This window comes from Bifidobacterium sp. ESL0704, assembly GCF_029392075.1.
Taxonomy (GTDB): Bacteria; Actinomycetota; Actinomycetes; order Actinomycetales; family Bifidobacteriaceae; genus Bifidobacterium.
On sequence record NZ_CP113929.1, the window covers coordinates 634,467 to 650,374 of the forward strand.

Consider the following 15,908-nt stretch of genomic DNA (forward strand, 5'->3'; position numbering starts at 1 on the left):
GGTTCGTTGATTCATGCTGCGGCACTGTTGTGGCGCATATCGTCTCCATAGTACAAGCCGGTGGGTCCCCAGAACGGTGACTGTTTGGTGAGAACCGGCGGTTGATGCTTTCCATGCGGTTCGGCTGTTGGTCGGCAAGGCGACCAGGCATCACTAAACGTACGTGTTTTGGCAATATTCTCAGACTGATGACAGTTGAAGGCGCTAAATGTACCTGTTTCTGGAATATTCTTGGAATAATGACAGGTAGAGGACGCTAATGGGTTTGTTTGTGCAATATTCTCAAGCTGGTGACAGTTGGCGCCGCTAGATGGACGTGTTTTGGCAATATTCGCAGCATCGTGACAGTTGGAGGGCCGGCCTGTTGCGCCCAAGTGGGCCAAGAGGTTTCCAAGTGGGCCAAGAGGCTTCTTGAACAGGTGCGCGGTGTCGGTCCCGGCATGGGGTATACTGGTTAAGCCTTCACGTGGCGTTATGTCACCCAATCCCCCCAGGGCAGGAATGCAGCAAGGGTAAGTGGCCTCTGTCGGGTGCGTGAAGGTTTTCTTATACCCGCGCGACCATACCGGCCTTTAGACTTTGAACCATGGTTATGAGCGGGAACGATACGTTGGATTTCAGTGGTTACGTCGCAATGGATGCGGCGAAAACGATGCTGGATGATGCCTCCGAAACCCATGCCCGCACGCTTCTGGTGGCGGGCGCGCCGTGCTCGGGGAAAACCGGGTTCGCGCTGGCGGCAACGCTGGAAGGTATCTTGCGATTCGGTGACGGCAAGGTTTCCATGGCCGTTTCAGGCAGACAGGCGGCCGACAGGCTTTCCGACCGAATCATTCGTACCGTCAGCTCCACTTCCACCGCCCGGCCAGTGACCACGCTATCGGCCATCGCTTTCCGTCTGCTTTCGGCATGGAGGGAGGGCGGCCGTCAACCCCTGCCGAAACTCTTGAACGGGGCGGAGCAGGATGCCTTGTTGCGCCAAGTGGTTGCGGTGCATGTCGGCCATGCCAGAAGCGGGGAGTTGTGCGACACCTGCGAACTCATGCGCCAGTATTTCGCTGCGGATGACTGGGTCGATACCGTCTATGGCGAACGTGCGGGCGAGAGCGCCGATCGGCTGCATGGGGCTGGCTCTGGCAGGCAAGGCGCGAAGGCGGGTGGTGCGCAGGGGCTGCCTCGCTCGGTTTCGCAAGGTGCCGGTTCCAGCGATGTCCTGTTCGCGCGCGGGGTCAACGATGCGTTTGTCATGCAATTGCGTGATATGCTGGCCCGCATGGACGAGCTGGGCCTGGGGGCCTCGCGTGAGGACGAGGTCCTCCGCTCGCTGACGGACTTACAGGATGTCGAGGGCGAATACCGCCTGCGCGATGAGCGGCTTGGCGTCCAGTGGCGGTTGGCGTTCGCCTTGCGTCGTGAATACGTGCAGGCGGTGGTCGACGGCTATCCGGGCCAGTTCCGGCTTGATTCCTCCCGGCTGTTGGTTGAAGGTGCGCAGGCGGCCGCACAGGTCCCTGATGCCGTGCTGCCGGAATTTGTGGTAATTGACGACTTTCAGGATCTGACGCTGGCCGGGCTGTCGTTCCTGGAGGCGTTGGCACGACGTGGCGTGAGGCTGCTGTTGGTGGGCAATCCCGACGAAGCCGTACAGACCTTCCGTGGTTCCTACCCTGAGTATCTGTTCATGCGTGCGCAGCAGCCCCTGCTTTCGGCCGAATTGCTGACCTTGCCTGTGCGAAGGATCTGTCAGACCACGAGCGTTCCGGAAGGTTCTTGCGAATCGCAGGACGGGGGAAGCGGCGATGGTCCGCTGGATTCGACGGATGACAACGGCATCGCGGCAGCCGGCGTCTCCGGGGTCGTGGGGCACCGCAATGATGGCGAACCGGCTTTGCGCGATGATGCTGCCGCTTCGTCGTCATATCTTGATCTGCTTGCCTCGCGCGTTTCGCTTTCCATCGCCGCAAACGAGGATACTTCCGTTGCATTGCCCGACCGGCCGGGGAAATTGCCGCGTGTCTCGGCAAGTCTGCCCATCGAGACCTTGGAGGCGAACGATTCGAGGCCGGAGGACGGCAGCGTAGAGACCCTGCTGTACCGCAACCCGCGTGAGGAGCTGGACGACGTCGTCTGGCGCATCAAGGAAGCCCATCTTTCTTCCGGTTGTCAGTGGAACGATTTCGCGGTGATCGCCCACGACAACGATACGGTACGCGCGTTCGGCGAGCGGCTGCGAGGCGACGGGGTGCCGGTGCGTTATTCGGCGGTCACCAGGCCGCTGAAGGACGATCCGAGCGTGCAGGGCTTGTTCGCGTTGCTGGAATTGGCGAGGTTGCGCCACGACGGCATTGACGCTTCCGGCATGTCGTTGACGCAAACGGCGAGATATGTGCGCAGTCGCGTGCAGACGTTGTTGGAAAGCCCGTTGGTCTCTCTCCGTTCGTCTTCGGCGGCTTACACCTCGTCCCTTCCCGCGCGTCTGTCTCCGGTGGAATCGGTGATGAAGGCCGTCGCCTCGTTGGCACAGGTGGTCGGCGTGGAGGCGAACGGGGACAACGGTTCGTCGGATGGCGAGGAAATCGGGCAGTCTGTGGACGTCACCGCGCAACTGCCACATCTGCAAGCCGCTTGGAAGACGTTGCGAGATCGGCTGGTCGTGCAACGCAAGGAAGGCGATATCGAGGTCGATGACAGTCTTCTTGAAGGTGAAACCCGACAGGACGAGGCCGACATGCCTTTCGGCTTGGACGCGATGTATATCATGTTGGCATTCGATGAGCCAGAAAAGGACTCCGGAAAGAATGCCGTTGCCGACGAGCAGGAGGGCGACGACGCAATGGCGCACGCCGAAGCCGATGACACCGGCGATGCCTCAGCGGTTTTGGATTTGATCGGCAAGGTGGGCGGTGACCTCTATTCCCGTGCCTTCGCCCACGTCTGGGATTTGGTGGCTGCCGTCGAGCAGGGGTTGCGGGCCTTGCCCAGCAGTGAGCCCCAGTATGCGCTCGGGCTGGCTTGGGAGGCTTGCCACGTGGCCGAAGCTTGGCAGTGTCAGGCGCTCGCGAACAACGCCGATGGCCGCGCCGCCAACGACCGGCTCGACGTGATGATGCGGCTTTTCGCCTACGCGTCCGGAACGGGAGCGGAGCAAAGCGTCGGAGATTTCATTTCCAGCGTCCGTTCGATGCGCATTGAGGCTGATTCGTTGGCCAAGGTCGCGCCCGTCGACCAGGCGGTCACGCTCACCACGCCGGCCGGTGCGGCAGGTAGTCATTGGCGCTTCGTGTTCATCGCGGCAATCCAGCAGGATGTCTGGCCGAACCTTGCCGCGCGCAACACCATGTTCGGCGGCGAGAATCTTGCCGACATCGTCTTGCACGGCGGTATGCGAGACGAGCATGAGCCGGGCAGGGCAGGGGGCGATCCCGAACTCGCCCAGGTGCTTTCGGCCGAGCAGAAAAGCTTCCTGGTGGCGCTGACGAGGGCGGGCGAACGGGTGACGTTGAGCGCGGTGCTGAGCGACGATACCGTGCCTTCCGATTTCCTGTATACCTATGTGCCCGAACGCTTTGACCGCGTGCTTGATGCCGATCCGACGACCCGGGATTACACGCCGCTTGCGGATTCCGGACGCTTCGCCGGCCTTGACGCCGATCCTCGTGGGCTCGTGGCCGCCTCACGTATCGAGCTGATGCGTCAGAGCGATGCCATTGCAAACGAGAAGGGCAAGGGCGCCGATTCGCCTGACTTTGCGGCCGGGCCGTCGCCATCGGGCGCCATGCCCGATGCCGTGTCTTCGGCGCGCGTTCGGGATGCCGCCGTGTCGCTGGCACTGCTTGACGATGCCGGGCTTGAAGCGGCCGATCCCGAAAGCTGGCCGTATACCTTCGATACGCAAGACGAAACGAGTGTGCGTTCAGAGGCCGTGCAGCAAACGAATGTCCGGAAATCATCGCAATCCGATCAGCCTGTTTCATCCTCGGCCTCACAGGCTGTCCGGCCTCCACGCCATGCGTCGAACAATAATGATTCATCGTCTTTGGCTCCTACGGTGACGCTTTCCCCCTCGCAGGTCGACCGCATCTGGGCTTGCCCGGTCTGCTGGATGCTGGAAAGCCAGTTCGCCGGCCCGCGGCCGTCCAATGCGGCCACGAGTTTCGGCACCCTGATCCACAAGGTCGCCCAACTTGCCAGCGAAGCCGGCTTGGATGCCCCCGATTTTTTGGCACAAAAGCCCGAAAACGAACGTATCGAGGCGATTACGGCTCGCTTGATGGATATGTATCGTGAGCTTGCCGACGACCTGGGTGCCATCGATGACCCTGAGCAGCGCTATCGCGCGGAAAGCAAGGATGAGGGCGCGCGGCAGACGCTTGCCGATATCGCGACCTACTTTGTGACTTCAAACGACAAGGATTATCCCTACGCCAATCTCAAGAACTTCACTGTTGGCCGTCTGCAGCGGGCGGATAGCGAGTACGAGTTCGCGGCAAAGTTCGGGCTGGATGATATCTGTGCGGCCTATAACGCCATCGAGGGCATCGAGCCGATTGGTGTTGATGACCTGGCGGGCATTATGGGCGTGCTCAACGGCGGCTGGCCCGAGGCCATGAGCCTGGATCTGCAGGTGCGCCTGACCGGACGCATCGACCGTATGGAATGGCGGGATCTGGGCGACGGCAAAGAGCATATACGTCTGATTGATTGGAAAACCGGGCACAAGCATACAGCCAAGCAGATGTTCAACGATCTGCAGCTGGTCTGCTACCAACTCGGCCTGGCGTTCCCCGAGGCGAATCGTTCGCAGAACCACGGGGAAGGCGCGACTTCGACGGCTCTGCCCAACGCAGGATTGCATGGTGCCGAGGCGCTCAAGGCCATGCCCGACATCACCCAAAGCGCCTTGTTCGACGTCGATGAGGCCACGGCTCCGGCCTTGAGCTATCGAACCCCCGAAACGCTTTTCCAACCCCCGCTTTTCCATGGCGGAGCGTTGAACGGCACGGGTTTCACACCGCGCAGCCATTATTCCGACTTGCAAAAACTGGCGGATATTCCCGATTTGCCATCCGAGGCTCCACAAGGTGTGAGTGGGCATGCCTGGCAGGGGTTCCTCTCGTTGCGCGGTACCCAGGCGGTATGGGCGCTGACCATGATCTCGCGTATTTTCTATGCTGCGGCGGCCTCGCGTTCGAGTGTGTTGGTCGCCCGTCCTCAGCCCGACCACGTGGCTTGGTGCCATATGAAAACGGTGTGCCCGGCCTGTGCCGGTGAGGTGGATACGATCTATGAAGTCAGGAGGGGCTGAGATGACGGAAGAGGAGAACCTGAGCCGGTTCAACGACATCGACGGTGTGCATGTCGGTATGAAGCCGTCCGACGGCAATAACCGTGACGATGCGGGCCATGGGCCCACAGTCGCCGCGACCAATACCGACAGTCCCGAGCAGTCCGCGGTCATCAACGCGCCCGAGGACGCCGACGTACTCGTGGTCGCCGGTGCCGGGTCCGGCAAGACCTACACCATGACCCGCCGCATCATCAACCTGATCGAGGTCGGCGTGCCGCCCGAGAAGATCCTCGGCCTCACGTTCACGCGCAAGGCCGCCTCCGAGCTGCTGGGCCGCGTTTCGGGCGCCGTGGCCGAAAACGCCAGGACGGGCGAGGCTGCGGCGGCCGCTGCCGGCGCTTCGCACCGTGCCAACGTGTTCCTCAAACCCCAGGTCTCCACCTACGATGCCTTCTTCCAGTCCATTGTGCGTCAATACGGCCTTCTGGTCGGCTTTGACCAGAACACCCAGCCATTGAGCGAGGCCGGAGCCCACCAGCTTGCCGTCACCGTCATCGATGAGAACATGGACATCCTGCGCGGGCAGGGTTTCGGCGGTTTTTCCGATATCGTCACCAAGGTGCTGGGGCTTTCCAACGCCATCAGCGGTTCGATGATCGGCGAGCATTGCGTGAGCGTTCCCGATGCCATCGCCCGTATACGTGCGTGGGACCAGGCGTTCATCGCGCAAATGGACACCGCCATCGGCGATGAGGTGGTGCCGCAGGACGAACCGAAGCCCGGCAAACCCCCGAAGCGCAGGAAAAAGGACAGCGACGAGCGATTCGCCGAACGTATCGCCGAGTATCGTGCCACCTACCATGCCCTGGCCGTTTTCCGCAGTGCCGGAGCACGTGCCGTCGCGCAGAAACGTGAGATCCTGTTGACCTTGGTCGAGCGTTACCACGAGCGCAAACAGCAGCTCAATATGGCGGAATTCAACGATTTCACCGTCGCCGCCTATGCATTGATCACCCGTTTCCCCTCGATAGGCGAGCGTCTGCGTCATCGCTATACCCATGTCCTGCTTGACGAATATCAGGACACGTCCACCACCCAGGCTGCGCTGATTGCCGCCTTGTTCCATCCTTATGGTTCTGCATCGCGGTCAGGCTGTTCCGCGGTCAACGCCGTCGGCGATCCCTTCCAGTCCATCTATGCCTGGAGAGGTGCAAGCCCCGGAGCGTTCCGCATGTTCCAACGTGATTTCGGCATGGATGAGGCCGCCAGGCCGTTTTCGTTGAGCGTCACCCGACGCAATGCCAGAGTGGTTCTCGAGGCGGCCAACGACTTGACCCAACCGCTGCGTACGCCCCAGGCGATGCCGTCGAGCTCGCCGATGCATGAGGTGGCGGTGCCGGCGCTGACCACCATTGACGGGGCCAAGGAAGGCACGCTGGGTGTGCTTGGTTTCGATACGCTTGGCCAGGAAATCGACGCCGTCGCGCGTTTCGCCAAAACCTCCATCGCTAGGCACACGCCCAAAGATCCGGGCCGCAAGGACGTCCGCCCGCATGTGGCCGTCCTGTTTAGAGGCAAGAGCACCATGCCGCAATTCGCCGAAGGGCTGCGTAAAGCGGGACTGACGACGCTGACCGTCGGCTATTCGGCGCTCCTGGACCGTCCCGAAATCCGTGATGTGCTGGCCTTGCTGCATGTCATCGCCGATCACACGGACTCAGGTGCCCTGATGCGTCTTTTGGCAACGCCGCGCTTCGGGCTGGGCAGCCATGACCTGAACGCTTTGGCCAGGCTCGCCAGCCGTCGCAACGACGAATACCGGTTCCGTGCACTGGCCCAGGCCGGGCTGGTGCCGGCCGATGCCAAACCGGACCAGAGGGCGAAACTGGTCGCCGAGCATCGCGATCAGGTGCCCAACATGGTCTTTCTTGCCGATACTCTGAGCGACGACAAGCTTGTGGCGACCTTGGATTCGCCTCGTGTCGCCTCGCTTTTCAGCGCGTCCGGACTTGCCGCCATCCGTCATGCGGCGGGAGTTTTGCGGCAGGTCAATGCCGTTGTCAACCACGGTCTGGTCGAAATCATCGAAACCGCCGTCGAAGCGCTCGATCTCGATATCGACACGGTCGTGGCGCTTGCGCTTGAGGAATCTGGGAGCCGGGTCGAGCCCGCTTTGGCGCGTTCGCCGATGAACGCCCTGGTGGACTTGGTCAACACCTATACACGGGAAATCACGGAGGGGGCAACGCCTACGCTGCGCGGGTTCGTTTCCTGGGTGGATTCGCTCAAGACCATCCCCGACGAAACCGCGGCGGTTCCGGGCGACCCGGTCGACGTGGTGCTGATGACCATCCACCAGTCCAAGGGTCTCGAATGGGATTCCGTGGCCATTGTCGGCATGAAGGCCACGAGTTTCCCGTCCAATCAGGGCGACAAACTCAAGGTCGAATTGGATGAGAATCATATCGGCGGTTTGAAAGACGGCGTCTGGCAAGCCCCGCAATATCGTGAGACGGCCAATACCTGGCTTGATGACCCGGCGGCCGTGCCTGTGCCGGTACGTGCCGATGCCAATATCCTTCCCCGATTCCCGCACGATGCAGGTGTCGGCGACGATCCACTTGCGGCCCTGCAGGAGCTTTCCAGCGTGGAGACGATGGGCAACGAGTCCGAGGGGCTGATGCGGGTCTTCGACACGATTGATGAGGAAGACAATGCTTTTGGGACGGATGGAACCTCTGGAGCCGGCGGTAAGCCGTACCTTTCCCAACAGGAGGAATACGGCCGGCGGCTGCATGCCGACGAACGCCGGCTGGCCTACGTCGCCTTGACGCGTGCCCGCGAGGAGGTGCTGATGACCTACAGCCGTCACGCCGAACTCTCGCGAGATCCCGGTGCGGCCGGCACGGGTCACGATTCCAAACCGTCGAATTTCCTTACCGAGGTGCATGACGCTTTGGCATATAGGGATGATGTGGCCGTGGTCGAAGCCGAAACACAAACCTCCGCTGGCGATAATGACGATTTGACCGACATCGAAAGTGCGGATGCCGCGGATATATTGCAAAACGACAATCCGTCGATCGCTCATGTCGGCGATGCCGAAGCCGGGAATACGATCGGTGCCGATTCGTCGGTTCTCCGCACGTTATCGGAATTGAACGCGCCCAAGCCAGACGGCCTCTTCGTCGGCTCCCATGCCAAGGAATACGAACAGGCCGTTGTCGAGGAAGCTTGGCAAACGCCTCTTGACCGGGATGGGGAGCAAGCGGATGAGACGTTGCCGTGGCCTGCATCGTTGAGTGAGGGGATGGCGGCTCGGCTGCGTCGTTCGGCCGCGGTGGCCCGGCAGGCGCACGAGCGTCTTGTTGCGCAAGTCGAGGACGGCAAAGCCGGTAAGGATGGCAAAGCCGGTAAGGACGGCAAAGCCGGTAAGGACGGCAAAGCCGGTAAGGACGGCAAAGCAGGCAAAGCCGGTGATAACGCTAAGCGTGCCGTTGCGGGCGAAACTTGCGAAACTCCGACCGGCTCTGCAACCCGATCCGTCACGCAAGACGGGAACGATGCCGTCGCGCTTGCGGTTGACCGCATAGCCGCTGAGCTGCCCGAAGGCCAATCACTTGCCGAACGTACGCGTATGCTGTTAGCCGACAACGATCTGATGCCATCGATGCAAATCGTGCAAAACGGTGGCGATGGTGCTTTCGCGGCGGGAACCGAACGCTCTGGTGCCAAAGGTGGCGTCTGCGAAAACGTGAATGCTCTGGATGTCGAGGTGCGTCGTCGCGGCGAGCGTATTCTTGCCGGCCGTCGGCAGAATGTCACCTCGTTGCAGGCCAGTGCAGGCAATATGAGCAAGAAGGAGAGCCGGAATTATTGGCGCGCTCTTGTGCGTCCGATTCCCCGTGTCGCGTCGCCTGCCGCCGAAGCCGGTACGCGATTGCACGCATGGGCGCAACGCTTCGTCGATGCGTTCGGGGCCGATGAGGTTGCCGAGACACCCGCAGACGATGGCGTTTCGGCAATCGCCATCGGTGGCGTCAGTGAGACCCGTGCCTCGCTGATCGCCGATCTCGTCCAGGCCGAAACGCATCCGCAAGCCGGCCAAAGCGCGACGGACCGCAAAATCCTGACATGGCAGCGCCGACTGGTCGAAAGCCGTTGGGCGTCCCGGCGTCCGTATGCGGCCGAAGAGCAGATTGTCGTCGCGATTGCCGAACTCGGCGACCGCATTGTCAACGGCAAGCTCGACGCGGTGTTCTACGGCGGACTTGATGTCGACGACCCGACGAAACGGTTCACCATCGTCGATTGGAAAACCGGTAAGAGGCCGATGACGCAGGAGGATATCGACCGGAAACTGGCGCAGCTCGACATGTACCGGCTGATGTTTTCGCAAATGAAGAACATTCCGTTGGACAGCATCGACGCCACATTGTATTATCTTGACGTGGCCCGCGAGGATCGTCGTGAGGAGCATGCCAAGCCAAAATCCAAGCTTGAGATTTTGAGGGAGCTGAACGCCGGAATCCCGGTGGCCAGTGACGAAGATTAGGCATTTATGTCGACGATGTATGCCACCTGGTGATATATTGTGCGTTGTTTATGGCCGGTAGGGTTTACGTTCGTCAATACGGCGGATATGGCTCGTAGCGTAACACAATATGGGTATGATGTAGTGGTTTTGATTTTTGATTTGTCTCTTGAATGAGGCTTTTGCCCGGAATACGGGTTCTGTGTCGGTAGGGGCCGGCAGGTGACGGAGTATAGATGATTATGGAGGAACACGGACGTATGGAACATGTTGAGCAAGGCGATGCCGGAATCGGAGTGGTCTATTCCCCGATGATCTGGAGTGATGTAGAGGCCATCACCCGGCAGTTCGATGAGACCTGGGGCCATTATGCGCTGCTGGGTGACAATCAAAAGCTTTCGCTGCTTCTTTCCTACCATTTTGTGTTGCATTATATCGAGCCGGCGACGCGAGGCGAAATCGCGCACAAAAACGGCCAATTCATGGGGGTCGTGCTTTCGCGGGTCTCCGGCCAGCCGGTGATGTTCGGCAACGTTGCGCAGGAAATGGCGAAAATCGACGAACGGCTCAACTCGATTCCGGCTGGGCGCAAGGCGCTGATGGATACGGAACTGGGCTTCGAGATCGAGCGGCGTATGGAACGCCAGACCGGTATCAACGACAAGGCGCCCGCCGAAGTCGAGCTTTTCCTGGTGTCCTCGGCCTCCCGCGGCCAAGGCGTCGGCGGCCAGCTGTGGAGCCGCACCATGGAGTATTTCGAGCGCGCGCACGAGCCGATGTTCTACCTGCATACCGATTCGGATTGCGACGTGAGCTTCTACGATCGTCACGGGATGAAGCGCATCGCCGAACGGGAGGAACAACGCCATCCCGATGATGGCCGCGACCGCGGGATGGCCCCGACCAAGATGTTCATCTATGCCGGCGTTCCCGCAAAGGTCAAGCAGACCGTTTCATAAAGTCTGGCGGGGCGGCAGGTGTTGCTGTCGGTGTGATGCGGCAGCGGTTGCGTGCTGGCGGTTTGGCGTTCGACGGATTTCGGAAAGCGGCTTTGTGCCGCTTTCTGCGTATTGTGCAGGCGCACTGAGACGGCGTTTCGCACGGGAACCTCGGAGTTACGCTGCAGGCTTTCGTCCAATCGGGTTGGATAGACTGGATGTATACATTAACGGTATTGAATGATGTTTGACATGTCTTGCGATGATGTGATGGTTCCGGCATCGGAGAAACTGCGATTCTGATGCCTTCCTCATCCCGACTTGTCGGAAAGGGTTGATGGGCAGTGAGCAATACGGGTCGTAGCGTTCCGAGCCAGCGTCACCGGTCGCCGTATGGACGGCTTTTCGCCATTCCCGGTGCCAAGGCGTTCTGTATTTCCGGGGCGGTGGCCAGACTTCCGATTTCGATGATGAGCCTGGGAATCGTGCTTGCCCTGAACCACATGTACAACAACTGGACGATCGCCGGCACGATGAGTGCGGTCTACATCCTCGCCGTCGCCGTGGTCACGCCGTTCTATGCGAGGCTTTTCGACCGGTTCGGCCAACGCAAGGTGGGCTGGCCCGCGCTGGTCGTCTCCGTGCTGTTCATGCTGGTTTTCGCCTTTGCCGCTTGGGCCCGTGTCTCGATTCCGGTTCTGTTCGTGTTGGCCATCGCGATGGGCCTGACCCAGTTCGCATTCGGCGCCTTGGTGCGTACCCGCTGGGCATACGCCTTGCGCGATCCGAAAGATAGCGACTTGTTGGACACCGCCTATGCGCTCGAGGCCGGCATCGATGAAATGGTGTTTATTTTAGGGCCTATTCTTGCGGCAGGCCTGGCGACTTCCGTGAGTCCGGTTTCCCAGCTGTTCGTGCCTACCATCGCCTGCGCGATCGGGGGAGCGGTCTTCTTCTCGTTGAAAGACACCCAGCCTCCCGTCATCGAAAGCGTGACGGTCGCCGCCGCGCCTGAGACGGATGCCGATGTCAAGGCGGCTTCGGCCAACCACGGTGGCGAACTCGGGCTGCGCCTCGACGAGGACGGGGTGAGCCTCAAGCAGCTGCATACCCACGCCCCGAAACCCAAGAGCGTGTTGCTCTACGGCGGTGTCATCCCGCTGCTGGTCGTGTTCGTGGTCTTCAACATGAGCTTCAACGAGTTCGATGTCTCGGTCACCGCGATGATGAAGGCCATCGGCCGCAGCCAGTTCCTGGGCGTGCAGCTGGCCATGTTCGCTGTCGGCTCCTGCATCGGCGCGTTCATCTTCGGCTCGCACAAGCCCAAGGGCTCCAACTGGAAGCATATGGTAGTCTATCTGGCACTGCTCACCTGTGGCTACGTGCTGTGCCGTCTTTCTATGGACAACCTCATCCTGCTGGGTGTTTTTTCGGTGCTTTCCGGCCTGTGTGTCTCACCGCTCTTCGCCACCGGCAATCTCATTATCAAGGACATCGTCCCTCCCGCCAGCCTGACCGAGGGGCTCTCTTGGGTCACCACCGCCGGCACCGTCGGCACGTCCTTCGGTTCCTCGCTGGCCGGCATGGTGCTTGATGTCTCCAGCCCGCATGTCGGTCTGCTCCTGCCGATTGCCACCACGTTCATCGCCGTGCCCCTGGCCGTCCTTGGCTGGGCTTTGGCGCGTAGACGCTGAGACGTAGTGATATCCCGAGTTGCTGATGGCGATATGTGGTGTTCGGCGTCAGGGATACACGTTTCGTGTCCCAATGCTGCCGTTGTAAAGTCGCATTCGACGCAAGCCGCGGCCCACAATGTTCATTTCGCCTCATTTTCGTGTTGTTGGTGCCACCAAGTCCCCGTTTTTTGCCACATATAAGACCATATTTATTAAAAAGCCTCTGCTTGGTGCACCAAGCAGGCCAAAATTGAGTGAATTCACACTCATTCTTATATAATTCGGGGTCTTGGTGGCACCAAGACCCCGAAAACGAGTGTGAATTCGTTATAAAAGAAAAAATCGAGAATTGCATGATCCCGTGTATCGGTGATTTGCCGCTTTTTATCCGGTTTTTGTGGTTTTGTTGCCAGACGCTGCGAGACTGCTGCATCTCCTGTATCGTCGGCGAAGGAGAAGGTTGTCGCCATGCCTGATCATCTTTGCATCAGTGAATGGTTCATGTGCCAATACTCGTTTGCCTGATGCCTGTTGCAACGCGGAGATGATGGTTTTGAAGATATCCGAATACGTGCCGAATTCGACAAGATCATAGAAGTCTTGGGCGTAGACGGTGATGATCTTCCATCCCGCTTTTCTGAGTCGTTGCCTTTTATGTGTATCCGAGATTACCTGTGCCTTGTCGAAATGGTATTGTCCGTCATATTCAATTCCGATATGGTGTTTCGGCCATGCAAGATCAATCGACCAGTTATGTCCTTCTTCAGGATCGGCAACCTGGGCATTTACTTTCAAACCGCCTAATCCCAGTCTCGCCAGCTGTATCCGTAGACGACTTTCCATTGATGAATCCGTATTCTCTCGCATAAAACTCAATGAGGTCGCGCATTTCTTCAATTGTGGCGTATTCGGGTGCAGCTTGTCCATAAACATTTGAAAATCGCTGAGTGAAAGACGTCGAATGGCATGGTTCCCGCGCATCATGCTATCGCCAAGAACGATAAGCTCCGTCCAGTCGAGATAAGCGGCCATCTGCCACCAAACGAATACGGGCGGAACCGCTGAGATTGCTTCGTCGACATCAATGGGTTCAAAATGGATTCTTGATGTATGGCAGGAGATGAGTTCGGCATTGGGCAATCGGTCGGTGTTGCTCCTGTCGGTGAGGATATGGATCTTATCCTGGTTGATGCGGGAATGTGAGGGCAGCTCAATGCGTAACAATTTGAGTGCCGTGGTGTGACAGGCGATTATCCCTTTGCCGAATATTGTTGTTAGGCCGTGAAGGGAGTCTGCAGTTTCATTGCGGATGGCATCGAGCTGTTGGTAAGCGATGCTTTGTGTGTCATAAATGTTTGTCATGCATTCAAGCGTAAATGCTATTGCTTTCCGAGTGAAGCTAAAACGGGTACTGTGGTCGAATGCTCGGAGTTATCCACATTTCGGCGTGTCGTTCGATTCTAAATGTGAAAAGTGCAATTTTTGGGTGGTCTTGGTGCACCAAGCGCATCGATATCATATAAATCGGCATCAATTCTTTAAAAATAGGCCATCTTGGTGCACCAAGATGACGTTATTCTGGTAAATGACTCCTAAATCTGTTGAATTCCGCTCACTTGGTGGCACCAACATATACAAAATAACGGAAATGCGGGGAAGCGCGAGATTGTCGTTGTACGATTGACGATGAATTGATTTTTAGGCTGGAAGGTAGGAGTGATGATCAGAGTTTCAGTGGTCGGTGCGCAGGGACGCATGGGCGGCAGCGTGGTCGAGGCGGTCAACTCCGCAGATGATATGCAAATCGTCAATCAGGTCGGCGAGCATGACGATATCGCCGCCATCACGCCGGACAATACGGACGTGGCGGTGGAGTTCACCGTGCCGAGTGCCTCGCTAGGCAATGTCCTGAAACTTGTGGCCCAGGGCGTCGACGTCGTGGTGGGCACCACCGGTTGGACCGATGAGAAGCTCGATCAGGTCAAGACCGCGCTCGCCAAAGCCCCGCGCCGCGATCAGGCCGTCTTCATCGCCCCGAACTTTGCCATTTCCGCGGTCCTGGCCGACAAGTTCGCCGCGCAGGCCGCCAAATACTTCACTTCCGCCGAGGTCATCGAATTGCATCACCCCGACAAGGTCGACGCCCCTTCCGGCACCGCCATCCACACCGCCCAGGCGATTGCGCAGGCCCGCCAGCAGGCTGGTTGCGCCCCGATGCCCGACGGCACGCAGGGCGAGGCGGCTTCCCGCGGCCAGATCGTCGACGGCGTACACGTCCACGCGGTGCGTCTTCAGGGCCTCAATGCCCACGAGGAAGTGCTGCTGGGCAACACCGGCGAGCAGCTGGTCATCCGCGCCGACAGCTTCGACCGCGCCTCCTTCATGCCCGGCGTCCTGCTGGCGGTGCGCAATATCGCCTCCGGCTCCCATCCCGGCCTGACCGTCGGCCTCGACGCGTTCCTCGACCTTTAAGGTAGGGGCGTTAAGCGTCCCGCCCGCCAAGTAGCGTTAAAGCTATGAGTGAGTCTTCAATGCATCTACTTGATTCGGCGCCGTTTGGCCGTGTTATCCCCGCCATGGTGACGCCGATGCACGATGATGGTTCCATCGATTTTCAGTCTTCCGCGGCACTGGCCAAGCATTTGGTCGCCTCTGGTGCCGATGGCCTGTTGGTCAATGGCACGACCGGTGAATCCCCGGTCACCCACATGGATGAGAAGGTCAAGCTCGTTGAAGTGGTCAAGGAAGCCGTCGACGTGCCGGTGATTTCCGGCGCAGGTTCCAACGACACCGCCCATACGGTACGTATGGTCGAGCAGACGCAGGAGGCCGGCGCAGACGCGGTGCTGGTGGTCGCTCCTTATTATTCCCGTCCTTCGCAAGAGGGCATTTTCCGCCATTATCAGGCGGTCAACGAGTCGGCGGACAAGCCGATCATCGTTTACGACGTTCCCGGACGAACCGGTGTGCATCTTGAGCTTGAAACGTATCGTCGTCTCGCCGGGCTTGACCATATCAAGGCGGTCAAGGATGCCACGGGAGACATCGCAGGAGCCGTGCGCAAGCGTATGGAAACCGGTCTGACTTGGTATTCCGGTGATGACGCGCTCTTCCTGCCGTTCCTTTCCATCGGCGCCGTCGGTATTATTTCGGTAATTGCGCATGTCGCGTCGAACCCGATGCGTCAGCTTGCCGATGCTTTCGATCGCGGTGACATCCACGAAGCCCAGCGTCTTGCCGTCCGTCTGGCTCCGCTGGTCGACGCCATCAACGGCACCGGATTCCAGGGTGTGCTTGCCAAGGCCGCGCTGCACGAGCGTGGATGGCTTGACGAGACCACGATGCGCCTGCCGAATGTCGGTCCGGGCCAGCCGGAATTTGAGCGCGCCCATCAGGGTATGGTCGCTGCCGGTATCCTGGATGCCTAGGTTTTAAGAAGGTTTTGACGATACAGCAAGGCAAAAGCATCACTC

The 15,908-nt window shown here is 59.4% G+C and carries 7 protein-coding genes and 1 other RNA gene; 7 read left to right on the forward strand and 1 reads right to left on the reverse strand.

Features of this window, described 5'->3' with window-relative positions; all coding sequences use genetic code 11:
* The first annotated feature begins 453 nt into the window (after positions 1-453).
* The 5 genes from ffs to OZX64_RS02150 all read left to right on the forward strand — a co-directional run bounded on the left by ffs (position 454) and on the right by OZX64_RS02150 (position 12,453).
* An RNA gene (gene ffs, locus OZX64_RS02130) (signal recognition particle sRNA small type) lies at positions 454-550 on the forward strand.
* Positions 551-586: 36 nt separating this feature from the next.
* On the forward strand, positions 587-5,305 hold the full coding sequence (locus tag OZX64_RS02135; protein WP_277173493.1) for a PD-(D/E)XK nuclease family protein: 4,719 nt from the start codon (positions 587-589) through the stop codon (positions 5,303-5,305).
* A gap of 58 nt (positions 5,306-5,363) precedes the next feature.
* Positions 5,364-9,842 (forward strand): UvrD-helicase domain-containing protein, encoded by a 4,479-nt coding sequence (locus OZX64_RS02140; protein WP_277174934.1) that lies wholly within the window; start codon positions 5,364-5,366, stop codon positions 9,840-9,842.
* 215 nt (positions 9,843-10,057) lie between these two features.
* Positions 10,058-10,780, forward strand: coding sequence for a GNAT family N-acetyltransferase (locus tag OZX64_RS02145; RefSeq protein ID WP_277173495.1), 723 nt, complete (start codon positions 10,058-10,060; stop codon positions 10,778-10,780).
* A 323-nt stretch (positions 10,781-11,103) separates the two neighbouring features.
* The gene (locus tag OZX64_RS02150; RefSeq protein WP_348519413.1) at positions 11,104-12,453 is read left to right on the forward strand and encodes an MFS transporter; all 1,350 of its coding nucleotides are present in this window, start codon (positions 11,104-11,106) and stop codon (positions 12,451-12,453) included.
* A gap of 366 nt (positions 12,454-12,819) precedes the next feature.
* Here the strand turns inward: OZX64_RS02150 and OZX64_RS02155 are convergent, their stop codons facing one another.
* On the reverse strand, positions 12,820-13,797 hold the full coding sequence (locus OZX64_RS02155) for a hypothetical protein (protein ID WP_277173497.1): 978 nt from the start codon (positions 13,795-13,797) through the stop codon (positions 12,820-12,822).
* 357 nt (positions 13,798-14,154) lie between these two features.
* Here OZX64_RS02155 and dapB point away from each other — a divergent pair, with 357 nt between their 5' ends.
* On the forward strand, positions 14,155-14,907 hold the full coding sequence (gene dapB / locus OZX64_RS02160) for a 4-hydroxy-tetrahydrodipicolinate reductase (RefSeq protein WP_277173499.1): 753 nt from the start codon (positions 14,155-14,157) through the stop codon (positions 14,905-14,907).
* A gap of 44 nt (positions 14,908-14,951) precedes the next feature.
* Positions 14,952-15,863: a 4-hydroxy-tetrahydrodipicolinate synthase gene (dapA, locus tag OZX64_RS02165; RefSeq protein ID WP_277173501.1), complete on the forward strand. Its 912-nt coding sequence runs from the start codon at positions 14,952-14,954 to the stop codon at positions 15,861-15,863.
* Positions 15,864-15,908 lie beyond the last annotated feature (45 nt).

Coding starts and splice junctions, on each gene's coding strand:
- OZX64_RS02135 (WP_277173493.1), top strand. CDS start 587: ATGGTTATGAGCGGGAACGATACGTTGGATTTCAGTGGTTACGTCGCA.
- OZX64_RS02140 (WP_277174934.1), top strand. CDS start 5,364: ATGAAGCCGTCCGACGGCAATAACCGTGACGATGCGGGCCATGGGCCC.
- dapA (WP_277173501.1), top strand. CDS start 14,952: ATGAGTGAGTCTTCAATGCATCTACTTGATTCGGCGCCGTTTGGCCGT.
- OZX64_RS02155 (WP_277173497.1), bottom strand. CDS start 13,797: ATGACAAACATTTATGACACACAAAGCATCGCTTACCAACAGCTCGAT.
- OZX64_RS02145 (WP_277173495.1), top strand. CDS start 10,058: ATGATTATGGAGGAACACGGACGTATGGAACATGTTGAGCAAGGCGAT.
- dapB (WP_277173499.1), top strand. CDS start 14,155: ATGATCAGAGTTTCAGTGGTCGGTGCGCAGGGACGCATGGGCGGCAGC.